The 12,786-nt window shown below is 68.7% G+C and carries 12 protein-coding genes; 5 read left to right on the plus strand and 7 right to left on the minus strand.

The features are described 5' to 3' along the window. The first annotated feature begins 209 nt into the window (after window positions 1-209). Window positions 210-2,036 (plus strand): phosphoenolpyruvate carboxykinase (GTP), encoded by a 1,827-nt coding sequence (locus tag P3T34_RS24060; RefSeq protein WP_280668118.1) that lies wholly within the window; start codon window positions 210-212, stop codon window positions 2,034-2,036. A 77-nt stretch (window positions 2,037-2,113) separates the two neighbouring features. On the opposite strand, the gene P3T34_RS24065 is transcribed toward P3T34_RS24060, so the two are convergent. Further along, on the minus strand, window positions 2,114-3,328 hold the full coding sequence (locus tag P3T34_RS24065; protein WP_280668119.1) for a pyridoxal phosphate-dependent aminotransferase: 1,215 nt from the start codon (window positions 3,326-3,328) through the stop codon (window positions 2,114-2,116). An 86-nt stretch (window positions 3,329-3,414) separates the two neighbouring features. Then, the gene (locus tag P3T34_RS24070) at window positions 3,415-5,667 is read right to left on the minus strand and encodes a serine/threonine-protein kinase (protein ID WP_280668120.1); all 2,253 of its coding nucleotides are present in this window, start codon (window positions 5,665-5,667) and stop codon (window positions 3,415-3,417) included. Window positions 5,668-5,800: 133 nt separating this feature from the next. Here P3T34_RS24070 and P3T34_RS24075 point away from each other — a divergent pair, with 133 nt between their 5' ends. Next, window positions 5,801-6,502: an A24 family peptidase gene (locus P3T34_RS24075; protein WP_280668121.1), complete on the plus strand. Its 702-nt coding sequence runs from the start codon at window positions 5,801-5,803 to the stop codon at window positions 6,500-6,502. A gap of 173 nt (window positions 6,503-6,675) precedes the next feature. On the opposite strand, the gene P3T34_RS24080 is transcribed toward P3T34_RS24075, so the two are convergent. The 5 genes from P3T34_RS24080 to P3T34_RS24100 all read right to left on the minus strand — a co-directional run bounded on the left by P3T34_RS24080 (window position 6,676) and on the right by P3T34_RS24100 (window position 10,257). Further along, window positions 6,676-7,359, minus strand: coding sequence for a dihydrofolate reductase family protein (locus P3T34_RS24080; RefSeq protein ID WP_280668122.1), 684 nt, complete (start codon window positions 7,357-7,359; stop codon window positions 6,676-6,678). A 36-nt stretch (window positions 7,360-7,395) separates the two neighbouring features. Then, window positions 7,396-8,127 carry a hypothetical protein gene (locus tag P3T34_RS24085; RefSeq protein ID WP_280668123.1) on the minus strand — a complete coding sequence of 244 codons (732 nt, stop codon included), beginning with the start codon at window positions 8,125-8,127 and terminating at the stop codon, window positions 7,396-7,398. Between the two features lie 380 nt (window positions 8,128-8,507). Further along, complete coding sequence (locus tag P3T34_RS24090) at window positions 8,508-9,326, minus strand: class I SAM-dependent methyltransferase (protein ID WP_280668124.1); 819 nt, start codon at window positions 9,324-9,326, stop codon at window positions 8,508-8,510. 76 nt (window positions 9,327-9,402) lie between these two features. Then, complete coding sequence (locus tag P3T34_RS24095; RefSeq protein ID WP_280668125.1) at window positions 9,403-9,612, minus strand: hypothetical protein; 210 nt, start codon at window positions 9,610-9,612, stop codon at window positions 9,403-9,405. Between the two features lie 177 nt (window positions 9,613-9,789). Beyond that, a complete protein-coding gene (locus P3T34_RS24100; RefSeq protein ID WP_280668126.1) occupies window positions 9,790-10,257 on the minus strand; it encodes an ATP-binding protein in 468 nt (155 codons plus the stop codon). Between the two features lie 217 nt (window positions 10,258-10,474). On the opposite strand from P3T34_RS24100, the gene P3T34_RS24105 reads away from it, so the two are divergent. From P3T34_RS24105 to P3T34_RS24115, 3 genes are all read left to right on the plus strand, one after another. After that, window positions 10,475-11,338: a helix-turn-helix transcriptional regulator gene (locus P3T34_RS24105; protein ID WP_280668127.1), complete on the plus strand. Its 864-nt coding sequence runs from the start codon at window positions 10,475-10,477 to the stop codon at window positions 11,336-11,338. Window positions 11,339-11,340: 2 nt separating this feature from the next. Beyond that, complete coding sequence (locus tag P3T34_RS24110) at window positions 11,341-11,592, plus strand: DUF397 domain-containing protein (protein ID WP_280672332.1); 252 nt, start codon at window positions 11,341-11,343, stop codon at window positions 11,590-11,592. A gap of 811 nt (window positions 11,593-12,403) precedes the next feature. Next, window positions 12,404-12,718, plus strand: a complete 315-nt coding sequence (locus P3T34_RS24115; RefSeq protein WP_280668128.1) for a hypothetical protein — start codon at window positions 12,404-12,406, stop codon at window positions 12,716-12,718. Window positions 12,719-12,786 lie beyond the last annotated feature (68 nt).

Below are 12,786 nucleotides of genomic sequence, written 5' to 3' on the forward strand. Positions count from 1 at the left end.
CGTTCTGGAGTATTGGGCTCCGTGACGGAAGTGGTTGGGCTCTGCCGGAAGTGCCGTAAAACCCGTCAGTTTATGGCCATCTTGTAGTAAAACTTACGGCAAAAACGCCATGGCGCCATGTTGTCGCCCGAATGGCCGGGCTACGCTGCAAGAACCCTCAAACCCCCGGACGCCTGCTCAAGGACGAACAGGCGTGAAACGGAGCGATCGTGTCGTACGAGAACTCTGCCCTCAGCGCAGCGGCACCCACCCGTCACCAGCGCCTGCTGGCCTGGGTCAGCGAGATCGCGGAGCTCACCCAGCCGGACCGCGTCGAGTGGTGCGACGGCTCGGAGGAGGAGTACCAGCGACTCGCTGAGCTGCTGGTCGCCCAGGGCACCTTCAAGAAGCTGAACCCCGAGAAGCGCCCCAACTCTTTCTACGCTGCTTCCGACCCCACCGATGTGGCGCGTGTCGAGGACCGGACGTACATCTGCTCCGAGCAGGAGAAGGACGCCGGTCCGACCAACAACTGGAAGGCCCCCGCCGAGATGCGGGAGGTCTTCCGTGGTGAGAGCGGACTCTTCCGGGGCGCGATGAAGGGTCGCACGATGTACGTCGTGCCCTTCTCGATGGGCCCGGTCGGCTCCCCGCTGGCCGCGTACGGGGTCGAGATCACGGACTCCGCGTACGTCGCCGTGTCGATGCGCGTGATGACCCGGATGGGTCAGGCCGTCATCGACCAGCTCGGTGAGGACGGCGACTTCGTCAAGGCCGTGCACACCGTCGGCGCGCCGCTGGCCGAGGGTGAGGCCGACGTCCCGTGGCCGTGCAACACCACCAAGTACATCTCGCACTTCCCCGAGACCCGCGAGATCTGGTCCTTCGGCTCCGGCTACGGCGGCAACGCCCTGCTCGGCAAGAAGTGCTACGCGCTGCGGATCGCCTCCACGATGGCCCGTGACGAGGGCTGGCTGGCCGAGCACATGCTCGTCCTCAAGCTCACCCCGCCGTCCGGCGAGGTCAAGTACGTCACCGCGGCCTTCCCGAGCGCGTGCGGCAAGACCAACCTGGCCATGCTCCAGCCGACCATCCCGGGCTGGAAGGTCGAGACGATCGGCGACGACATCGCCTGGATGCGCTTCGGCGCCGACGGGCAGCTCTACGCGATCAACCCGGAGGCCGGCTTCTTCGGCGTCGCCCCGGGCACCGGCGTGGACACCAACGCCAACGCCATCGAGACGCTGCACAGCAACACCGTCTTCACCAACGTCGCGCTGACCGACGACGGCGACGTCTGGTGGGAGGGCCTGACCGAGGAGGCCCCCGCGCACCTGATCGACTGGCGCGGCAACGACTGGACGCCGGAGAGCAGCACCCCCGCCGCCCACCCGAACGCCCGGTTCGCCGTCCCGGCCGCGCAGTGCCCGACCATCGCGCCCGAGTGGGAGGACCCGAAGGGAGTGCCGATCTCGGCCATCCTCTTCGGCGGCCGCCGCGCCACCGCCGTTCCGCTGGTCACCGAGTCCTTCGACTGGCAGCACGGCGTCTTCCTCGGCTCGAACATCGCCTCGGAGAAGACCGCCGCCGCCGAGGGCACCGTCGGCGAGCTGCGTCGCGACCCGTTCGCGATGCTGCCGTTCTGCGGCTACAACATGGGCGACTACTTCGGCCACTGGCTGAAGCTGGGCGCGCAGGCCGACGCCGCCAAGCTGCCGAAGATCTACTACGTCAACTGGTTCCGCAAGAACAGCGACGGCAAGTTCGTCTGGCCCGGCTACGGCGAGAACAGCCGCGTGCTCAAGTGGATCGTCGACCGCCTGGAGGGCACCGGCGAGGGCGTCGACACCCCGATCGGCGTGCTGCCCACGCAGTCCTCGCTCGACCTGGAGGGCCTCGGCCTCTCGCAGGACGACCTGGACCTGCTGCTCACCGTGGACGCCGACATCTGGCGCCAGGAGGCGGCCCTGATCCCCGCCCACCTGGAGCTCTTCGGCGAGCACACGCCGACCGAGCTGTGGGACGAGTACCGGGCGCTGGTCAAGCGCCTGGGCTGAGGCTCAGGCTGAACCGAGCGAACGGCCGCCACTGCCTGCGAGGCGTGGCGGCCTTTCGGGTTTCCGCGTGTAGGCGGCTACGGCTGGGCGTACCCCTGGAGGAAGTCGCCGATCCTGGTGACGGCGTCCTCGATGTCCTCCGCGCGCGGCAGCGTGACCAGCCGGAAGTGGTCCGGGTCGGGCCAGTTGAAGCCGGTGCCCTGGACGATCAGGATCCGCTGCGCACGCAGCAGGTCCAGCACCATCTGCGCGTCGTCCTTGATCTTGTAGACCTGCGGGTCGAGCCGCGGGAAGCAGTACAGCGCGCCCTTCGGTTTGACGCAGCTGACGCCCGGGATCTCGTTCAGCAGCCGGTAGGCCGCGTCCCGGGACTCCAGCAGCCGCCCGCCCGGCAGCAGCAGGTCCTTGATCGACTGGCGGCCGCCGAGCGCCGCCGCCACCGCGTGCTGGGCCGGCATATTGGCGCACAACCGCATGCTGGCCAGCACATTGAGGCCCTCGATGTAGCTGCTCGCGCGCTGCCGGTCACCGGAGAGCACCATCCAGCCGGAGCGGAAGCCCGCCACCCGGTAGGCCTTGGACAGCCCGTTGAAGGTGACGCAGAAGAGGTCCGGCGCCAGGGTGGCCAGCGGCACGTGCTCGGCGTCGTCGTAGAGGATCTTGTCGTAGATCTCGTCCGCGTAGACCACCAGCTTGTGGCGGCGGGCGAGTTCGGCGATGCCCTCCAGCACCTCGCGCGGGTAGACCGCGCCGGTGGGGTTGTTGGGGTTGATCACCACGATGGCCCGGGTGCGGTCGGTGATCTTGGACGCGATGTCGGCGAGGTCCGGGTACCACTCGGACTGCTCGTCGCAGCGGTAGTGCACGGCGGTGCCGCCGGCCAGGCTGACCGAGGCCGTCCAGAGCGGGTAGTCCGGGGCCGGGACGAGCACCTCGTCGCCGTCGTCCAGCAGTGCGGTCATCGCCAGCTGGATCAGCTCGGACACGCCGTTGCCGAGGAAGACGTCCTCGACGGACAGCCCGTGCAGCCCGCGCTCCTCGTAGTGCATCACCACGGCGCGGCGCGCCGAGAGCAGGCCCTTGGAGTCGCCGTAGCCGTGCGCGGTCGAGAGGTTGCGCAGGATGTCCTGCAGGATCTCGGGCGGCGCCTCGAAGCCGAACGCGGCCGGGTTGCCCGTGTTCAGCTTGAGGATGCGATGCCCCTGGTCCTCCAGTCGCATCGCCTCGTCGAGCACCGGGCCGCGGATGTCGTAGCAGACATTGGCGAGCTTGCTGGACTGGATCACCTGCATGCGGTCACCTTACGGCGCGCCGGTGGGGCGGCGGGCGTGTTCTTGACCACGTGCCCCCGATCGAGGGCACGTGGTCAAGAGCGCGATCAGACCGGCGGGAGCGCGTAGACGGTCGCGCCGAAGGTGGCGAACAGCCGCTCGCCGTCGGTGGCCAGGTACCAGTCGTCGCCGGAGTCCAGGCCGTTCTTGAACGTCCAGCGGATCTTGGCCGCCTTGATGTCGATCGCGTAGAGCCCCTCGGCGCCCGTGCCGGGAACGAAGAGCGTCTCCTTGAGCAGCAGCGGCGGGGTCATCGCCGACGGGCGCTGCGGGACCGGGCAACTCCACAGTACCTTGCCGGACTTGGCGTCCCAGGCGACGACCGTCGCGGTGCCGTCGGTGCCGTAGACCACGCCGTTCGCGACGGTGACCGGGGTGTACATCAGCTGCTCGCCGGCCGGGACCTTCAACGCCCACTGCTGGACGCCGTCGCTCAGCCGTACCGCCTGCAGCCCGTCGTTGTTCACCAGGCAGTACGCCTGGGTGGCGTCGACCGCGAACGGGTAGGCGGCGGCCGCGCCGGTGCTGGCGAACCAGAGCTGCTTGCCGTCCTGGCCGCTGCGGGCGACCAGGTTGTCCTGGTCGTCGGTGTAGTAGATGTTGCCGCCGTTCGCGCTGGCGTCGACCAGCGGGTCGGTCCCCTTCTTGCGCGGCTGGAACCAGAGCTGCTGCTGGCTGGCGACCGAGAACGCCAGCACACCGTCCGTCCCGGTGCTGCCCACGGCCGGGGGGCTGACGTTCGCCAGCAGGTAGACGGCGTGGTCGTCGGCGCCCAGCATGGCGCTCGGGGTGATCAGCTGACCGGACGGATCCTTGGTTGCCGACTGCCAACTCTGCTTCCCGCTGGCCGAGTCGTAGCCGACGACGTTCTGGAACGTGTCCAGGTAGACCCGCCCCGAGCTGATCACGGCGTCCATGGCGGAGACGTCCCGGCGGGCCCAGACCTCCTTGCCGGTCACCGTGTCCACCGCGACCAGGCCCGCGCCCGGCGGGTGCAGCACGTTGCCCGCGACCAGGGCGGGGGTGGCGGTGAGCCGGCCCTGCGCGGCGTACGTCCACAGCGGTTGCGGCGGGACGCCGTCCGGGCGGGACTGCGAGGGGACGGGGACGACGGGCTGCGCGGTGCCGGTCTTCGGGGTGGTGGTGGCCGCCTTGGCGGCCTTGCCGCTGCCCGAGCCGCCGAGCGCCCAGGCCGCGCCGCCGGCCGCCGCGAGGGCGACCAGGCCGCCGCCGCCCAGCAGCAGCCCGCGCCGCGAGGGGCGGGGCTCGGTGGTCGGCAGCGGGGTGGTGGTCGCGCTGCCCAGCTTCATGGTTCCGTCGGAGACGGCCCCCACCGCCGCCGCGTCCGTCGTGGTCGGCGAGTAACCGGCGCTCGGCGTCGGCGCGGTCGCGGTGCCCCGGGCGGGCGTCTCCATGTCCATCACCGCGGCCGCGTGCCGGGCCAGCGCCGAGGCCACCGGCACCGGCAGCCAGCCGTCCCGCAGCACGCTCGGCGCGCCGCCGGGCGCGAGCATCGCGGACAGCTGCTCGGGTGTGGGGCGCCGCGCCGGGTCCTTGGCCAGGCAGGCGGTGATCGCCGGGCGCAGCGCGTCCGGCAGCGAGCCGAGCTCCGGCTCGTCGTGCACCACTCGGTACAACTGCGCGGCCGGCCCCGACTCGCTCTCGAACGGGCCGTGCCCGGTGGCCGCGTAGAGCAGCACCGAGCCGAGCGAGAACACGTCGCCGGCCGCGCCCATCGGGCGTCCGGAGGCCTGCTCGGGGCACATGTAGCCCGGCGAGCCGACCACGATGCCGGTGCGGGTGAGCTGATCGCCGTCCACCGCGCGGGCGATGCCGAAGTCGATCACCCGGGGTCCGTCGGCGGCCAGCAGCACATTGGACGGCTTGAGGTCCCGGTGCACCAGACCGGCCGCGTGGATCGCCCGCAGCGCCTGGGCCAGCCCGGCGCCCAGCGCGCGCACCGAGCTCTCGGGCAGCGGGCCGTGCTCGTGCACCGCCTCGGTGAGGGACGGGCCCAGCACATAGGCGGTGGCCAACCACGGGATCTCCCCGGTGAGTTCGGCGTCCACCACGGGCGCGGTGTATGCCCCGTCCACCGCCCGCGCGGCGGCCACCTCGCGCCCGAACCGCTCCCGGAACTCGGCGTCCCCGGCCAACTCGGGGCGCACCACCTTGACGGCGACGGTCCGTCCGCCGGCCGACCGCGCCAGGTACACCCGCCCCATGCCGCCCGCGCCCAGACGGGCGATCAGGCGGTAAGGCCCGATGGCCTCGGGATCGCTGGTCTCCAATGGCTCCATAGCCTGTTGTCCCCGTTCGTGTCTGTGTCGTCGGCGCCGTGATCGATTGTCACGAGGTGCTCGACCCGAGATCGTACGGTGCGTGGCCTAGCCGTAGCGCGCATGGGGTAGATCGGCCAGTGTGATCGAATTGATGGTCGGACTACTCGCCGGGCTCGCCGCCGCACCCGCCCTGCGCGCCGCGGCCACCCGGCACGCTGTGCCGTACGGCGAACCCCTGCGCAGCAGTTGCGCCTGCGGCCGAACCCTCCGCCTGCTGCCGCCCTCCGGCCGCTGCCCCGGCTGCCGGGAGCGGTTGGGGCCCGCGCCGTTGGTTGTTGAGCTGGTCGCGGCGGGTGTGGGCGCGGCGGTCGGCTCGGCGGTGGGCTCGGCGGTCGGCTGGCCGATCGGCCCGGCGCTGGTCTGGGTCGCCCTGTTCGCCGTCGTCCTCGCCTTCGTCGACACCGCCGTCCACCGCCTCCCCGACGCCCTCACCCTGCCGCTGGCCCTGGGCACCGCCGTCCTGCTCGCGGGAGCGGCCCTGCTCGACCACCGCGTCTCCGTGCTGAGGTCCTGTCTGCTCTCCGCCGTGATCCTGGGCCTCCTCTACGGAACCCTCGCCCTCCTCGGCCCGATGGGCCTCGGCGACGCCAAACTCGCCCCCACCCTGGGCGCCCTCCTCGCCTGGTACGGCTGGCGCACCGTCTTCGCCGGCGTCTTCGAGGGCTTCCTGCTGGCGGCGGTCTGGGGCATGACCCTCCTCCTCACCCGCCGCGCCACCCGCAAAGACCCCCTCCCCTTCGGCCCCGCCATGCTCCTCGGCGCCCTGGTAGCAATCCTGACGGTGGTCCGGTAGCGCCCGGTGTTGGTCGATCGGTATCACTGACATGCCCACCAGCTAGCCGATCATGAGAACGCTGGACCGCGAGTCTAGGGGCGCCCGGCGCAGCCCCACGGTCGGCAAGGGGAAGTCAGGAATGCCGACTTTGAGGAATCAGGAAGCTGCGCGATGCGCTTCGGGTCAGGAGTTCAGGCCGAAAACTCCTTCGGCGCGTAGCGCAGCAGCACCACGTCCCCGACGGTTCGAGCTTCGAGGAGCTTCATGCGCCGCGTGCTGCCGCCGGGGTAGTCCGCTGGGTGGACGAAGCGCGGTGCGGCGACGTCCCCGACGAGCAGGGGTGCGACGGCGAGGTGTACTTCGTCGGCCAGGCCCTGGGACAGGAACTGGGTGTGGATCTGCCCGCCGCCTTCGACCATCAGCCGCTTGACGCCTCGGGCGGCCAGATCATCGAGCAGGGCGCCGAAGTCCACGCTCTCGCCGGTGCTGACGACGTCGGCGAGTCCGTCCAGCTTCTCGCGGAGCTTCGGCGCGGCGGCATCGGTGGTGTAGGCGACCTTCTTGTCGCCGAAGTGCCAGAACTTGAGGTCGCGGTCGAGCTCCCCGCTGGCGGTGACGGTCACCTTGAGGGGGAACTCGGGCTTTCCGGCCGCGACCCGGTCGGCCCGGCGCTTCTCACTGTTGACCAGCAGCCTCGGGTTGTCGCTGCGCAGGGTGTTGCCGCCGATGAGGATGGCGTCCGACTCCGCCCGGACCTGGTCGACGCGGTCGAAGTCCTCGGCGTTCGAGAGCAGCAGGCGCTGCGGCGAGGCGTCGTCGATATAGCCGTCGACGGAGGTGGCGACACTCAGCAGGACGAATGGGCGGTCGGCCATCGTGCGGTCCGTTCTCTCGGGTTTCATCAGCCAGTGTCAGATCAGGACGGGGAAAGCCCCGGACGCCCAGTGTCCGAGCCAGAACGCCGCTGTGGACGGCTCCTCCAGATCCTCCATCGAACCGTCGTGAGGCAGTACGTCGGTGGGCGCGAGATAGCCCTCGCCCGCGTCGATGCGGATGCGCACGCAGGTCAGCGGCTTCCCGGCGGCGACGAAGGCCCGCACGTCGTCGGTGTGCGGGACCCTGTCCAAGTAGGCGTCAGGGTAGAGGTTTCGCACGATCGCCTGGCTGTCGTGGTCGCACACCAGCAGCCATCGGCTGCCCGGACCGAGGTTGACGCACAGCCGGCGGCGCGACCGGTACCGCTCGCCGTAGGGCAGCCGGTCCCAGTTGTCCAGGTGGAGGCCGAGCATGCTGCCGCTGGTGTCGTTGAGGGTCGTGGTCAGCATGTCGGCCTGGTTGGTGACGGTCCCCAGGTACTCCTGTGCCGGGGCATCGGGCAGTGCCGCGTTCCCGTGGTACCGGTGTGCGCCGGCGGCGATGTTCATCACCTCCAGGGGCACGTGGATGATCTCCACCGCACGCTCGGGGTGTTGCACCCCGCACAGCACCTCGGTCTGCAACTGACTCAGGGTCATCCAGTTGCGACGTGGGATGACCGCCCCAGTGTCGTACTCGCCGCCCGGCTGCTGCACGATCTCGGTATCGCTGATCTCGCACCGCTTGTAGATCTCATCGAGATCGGCGTCAACTGTGAACAGTCCCATAGCACTTCCCACCCTTCCCACAGTGCGCGACCGAGGCGGAAACCGGCCTCCTTCTCCAGGACATTCCCCGATGGAATCCCGCCCGCCGCATTTGATACTCAGATCGATGCTCGTTGGCCCGAGCGTAGCGAGGAAGGCCAGCAGTTCATGAGAGCGCTGGGAACTGGCAGAGTTGACCGCCGAGATGACACTGAATGGGACACGACGATCACCAGGCGATCAATACCGCGCATAATTGGTCCAAAGGCCTGGTGCCTCATGTGGTCATGCGCTTCTGGCGCATTGCGCACCAGACCCGCACGGCGCAGCACTCGAACGGCCCGATCAGCAGGGGAAGTCAGAACTGCCGACTTTGCGCGACGAGGTCATCGTCGACGCCCCTATGGACGGCAGACCAACATGCCACCAAGGCAGCTGATCTTGAAAGAGCCCTCGGCTTCGATGACGGCCGTGACGATCTCGCGCACTCTCGTGACCGTTTCGTGGAAGGGGACTCCGCACTGTTCGGCCCATGCCTCGTACGAGGCCAGGTGCGCGACGACCGGTGCCGGATCGGTGACCTTGATCGTGCCGGGAAGCTCACGAATCCGGACATCCCTGAACGCCACCCCGAGGTAGCCAGATGTCTTCTCCAGGGAGAAGCGCGAGCTGAGGGAGACCCGTGACGGGCCCTCGGCAACGCCCAGGACGTCGCCTGCTGCTTGGGCCCACAGCTGGTCCAACTCCTGCTTGTCGGCGTCACTGTTGGTCGAGGCGATCAGGATGCCCCCGGCCCGTAGCACCCGTGCCAGTTCCTTGATCGTGGCTGCGATATCCCCGACGTGGTAGAGCATGTGCAGGGCCAGCACCGCGTCAGCACTGCTGTCGGCGAAGGGCAGCGCCTGGGCGTCGGCCACCAGGACCGGCTTCTCAACGCCGGCGAGAATGCCTGCCGAGATGTCCAGCCCCACCACTCGCAGGTCGGGGCGGTCCCGGTGCAAGCGGTTGATGAACTTGCCGTTGCCGCAACCGATGTCGAGCACCGCCCCGCTGGTTTCGGCCAGCTCCGCGATGACGATCCCCGGCAGGTCGTACTGCGGCTGCTGCCAGCGGTAGATCGACTGACGGGCGGCCAGGTGACGTCCGTCGGAGTAGGCGCTCTTCGCGAGGATCGTCTTGTCGGAGACTGCTGCGTCCAGCTGCGCGGTGTTGATCGTCACTTGGCTGACTCCGAAGGATTAGTCGGAAGTCGGGAATGCCGACTTCTGGGTTTCGGGCAGTGGGCACGCAGCGTTGCTAGCGTCGCATCCGCTCGCCTGTGATGCGCTCATGCACGGCTCGCATAGAGCTCAGCGTGACATCCAGCTCCGCGCCGGACGCTCCGCTCCTGGCCTGTTCGTCGAGCAGCCGCCCGAGGCGACGCAGATCGGCCCGCGCTTCGTGGGGGGTGAACGGCTTGTCCGGCGTCTCGACCGGCGCCAGAGCGAGAGATGCGGTCTCGGTCATAAGTGCTGCTCCTTCTCGGTTGGGGGGGCATCGGCTCCTGCTCAACTCCCATGGCACAGAGGGCAGCTCGGCCAGCTGAGAGGACAGGGCGCTGCCCGGGCCGTGCGCGCGGCCGGCAAGGAACTCCGCCAGCGCCCGCACCACGCGATCGTCCTCCTGCCCAATGCGAGCTGGCTGTCAGGAGGCCAGTGCCGCAACGGAGTTGTTGCTTCTCTGGCGTCGGCGTTCGTGCCCATGCCGCACCTCCTCCCGGAGGGTGATGCAGACCGCTTTGCCGTTCGCTCGTTCTTCGGAGTGCCATTCCTCCGCGATGGCCGCCACCATGGGGATGCCGCGCCCCGACTCGGCCGAGGTCGGCGCCATGCCTCGGTTGACCGGCTGTACCGGAGAGTCGTCCACGACCTCGACCCGCAGATGCAGGCGGCCGGCATCGTCCTCGCATGGGGCGAATACGACGACGGCGAACACACCAGCAGCGTGGACCGAGTTGGTGGCCAGCTCACTGACGAGCAGCGCGACCATGTCCGTCTCGGACCAGCCACTCTTTCGGGCTGCATCCACCGCAAAGCGCCGCGCTATCGCTACCGACTCCGGTACAGCTACGAAGACGCTGGTTCTTGCGTTGTGATCATGGTCAACGCCCATGGTTCCTCCAATCGCAGCGCGGAAGGGCATTCAGCCGACCGCGCGTGACTTGGGAACGCTCCGTAGCCCTGTGGCTGCGATGCGTGGCATCACGAGTGTGAACCTAATGGACCGTCATTTGCAAGCAACAAGAACCATCATTTTCAATGATCATGAATGAGGGTTGCCTGCGCCATGGTTGGCGGACGAAACTGAACGTCAAACAGGAAGGGGTCTCATGCCGTCCATCCGAGAACATGTGTCCGAAGTTCGCGCGATCGAACTCGCCGCTGAGCTTCGCGCGTTGCGCCAGGACGCGAGGCAGACCCTTGAGCAGGTCCATCGTGAGACTGGGCTCAACATCGGCTCCATCAGCAAGATGGAACGCAACCTCATCCCCGTCACGCCCAAGAGTCTCAAGGCCCTCCTTGATCACTACGGAGTGCACGGCGGCCGGCGAACCAGCCTGGAGAACCTGCTCACCAACACGAGTGGTGTGCGGCCCTGGTGGGTTGACTACGCCGATCTTCTGGGACCGACCTACATCTCGCACCTTGCGCTCGAAGCAGAGGCGCACCTCATCGAAGAGCACAGCGGGAACGTCTTCCCGTTGCATGCTCAGCGAGATCGGTATGGTCGGCAGATCATTGCCAACGCTTGGGAAGTTCCGTCCGATGATGACGCCGATCTCTTCATGGAGGTTCGGCGCCACCGACAGCAACGTCTCCTTGGCAGCCCGCCGTTGGCCCTGCACAGCGTCTTCAGCGAGGCCGCGCTCCATAGTGCGGAAGACCTTGAGATTCTGGCTGACCAACTGCGTCACATGATTGAGCTGGCCGAGCTCGAAACGGTCACCTTCCAGATGACCCCGTTCGCTACGGGGAGGCGCGGGATCGTGGCGGCGCCGGTGCTGCGTCTGAGCTTCGCCGAGCAGGGCAGCCCAAAGTTCGTCGTATCCGAGGGTCTTGTGGCCAACAATGTGCGAGAGTCGGAGCGCGAGAGTCGGCGGTTCGACCGAGCCTTCAGTCGCTTGCTCGGAGCCGCGCTGTCGCCGGATGATACGGTCGCGGCACTGGAAGCCCGTCTCAAGGAAATTGCGTGAGCATGTCCCAAGACCCTTATGTCTATGACCAGTCCGAGGCCCTGCACGCTCCGGCTAAGTCCCCGACATCAGGCCAGAGCGCCCAGTGCGTGACGGTGCAGAGCTTCCCGGGGCACACCGTGCGCCTCGGTGACGACAAGCACCCTGGCCTGGCGTCCCTCGCCTTCAGCCCAGGCGAGTGGAATCGCTTCCGCGAGTGGATGCGCAACTCGCCGGACGACGACCCCATTGTCGGCTACCGCCCCGAGCCGTAGAGCAGTACCCCCAGAACCAACGAGTCCGCCACCTGCATCGAGCCCGGTGGCGGACTCTCTGCGTCCTGAGGGCGCTGTGTCTCCGTGCCCCCGCCCGGATCGGCCAGGCGCTTCCCCCGGAGCCTGTTGAAAGCTGGCAAAGTCGAAGCATTGCAGTCATTTTGATCGTGCATCAGAACAATGCTGATAAAGCCGTCCGTCTGCGATCTGACCCGTGCTACGTTGCCGCTCAATAGACCAATAAGCGACCCCGGCGGTGCGCCAACACCCCGGGGTCTGGCACGGGAGCAGATCCAAACCCCATGCAGATTCATCGTAGCGCGCACGTGCGCTCGTTCACCGTTCTTCCCAACAGTGCTTTGCAGGACCGGCGGTTGAGTTACACCGCTCGGGGGCTGCTGGTTGACCTGCTCTCGCGGCCTGACGGGTGGCGGGAGGACGGGCGGCAGATGGCTGACTCCAGTCCGCAGGGGCGGGGGGCGGTCCGGCGGGCGCTCAAGGAGCTGACTGCCGCTGGGTACTACCGAGTTGAGGTGGTGCGGATGCCGGACGGCAAGGTGCGGTCGGAGGCTCATCTGTACGACGTGCCGCAGCTTCCGGGTGTCCCCCCCCTTCGGGATCCGGTGAGGCGAACTCCGCTGCGCCTGACGTCCCTTATGTAAAGAACCAGGGGCAAGAACCCTCCCTCCCGGACGAGCCGGACGAGCCCGACGAGGGCATCCGCGCGGCGGTCGCGGCGCTCTTCCGGGCGATCAGGCCCGAGCCGCGGCTGCGGATCGGCGAGCGCGAGGCACGGGAGTTGGCGCCCCTGGTGGCTCGCTGGTTGGCGCACGGGAGCGGGGTTGCCGAGTTGGCGCGGGCGTTGCTGCCCGGGCTGCCCGCGGTGATCCACTCGCCGGTCGCGGTGATCCGCAACCGGTTGCAGCGCAAGATGCCGTCCAGCGACAGGAGAGAGGTGCGACGGTACGCCGAGTGCGTGAAGTGCCACGATCCGGTGCCCGCCCCCGGGGTCTGCCGGTCCTGCGCGGGCCTCGGCTCGCCACGCCAGGTCAACGTAGGCGGCGGGGCCGCAGTGGCGGCGGCCGGTGCGGCTCGCGTCCGGGCAGCGATGTGCCAGCCGCGCTGACGCGATCGGGCCCGCCGCACCTGCGCGGTGCGGCGGACCCGATCGTGCGCGCGGGCCCTCCCCTCAAG

This window comes from Kitasatospora sp. MAP12-44 (assembly GCF_029892095.1).
Taxonomy (GTDB): Bacteria; Actinomycetota; Actinomycetes; order Streptomycetales; family Streptomycetaceae; genus Kitasatospora.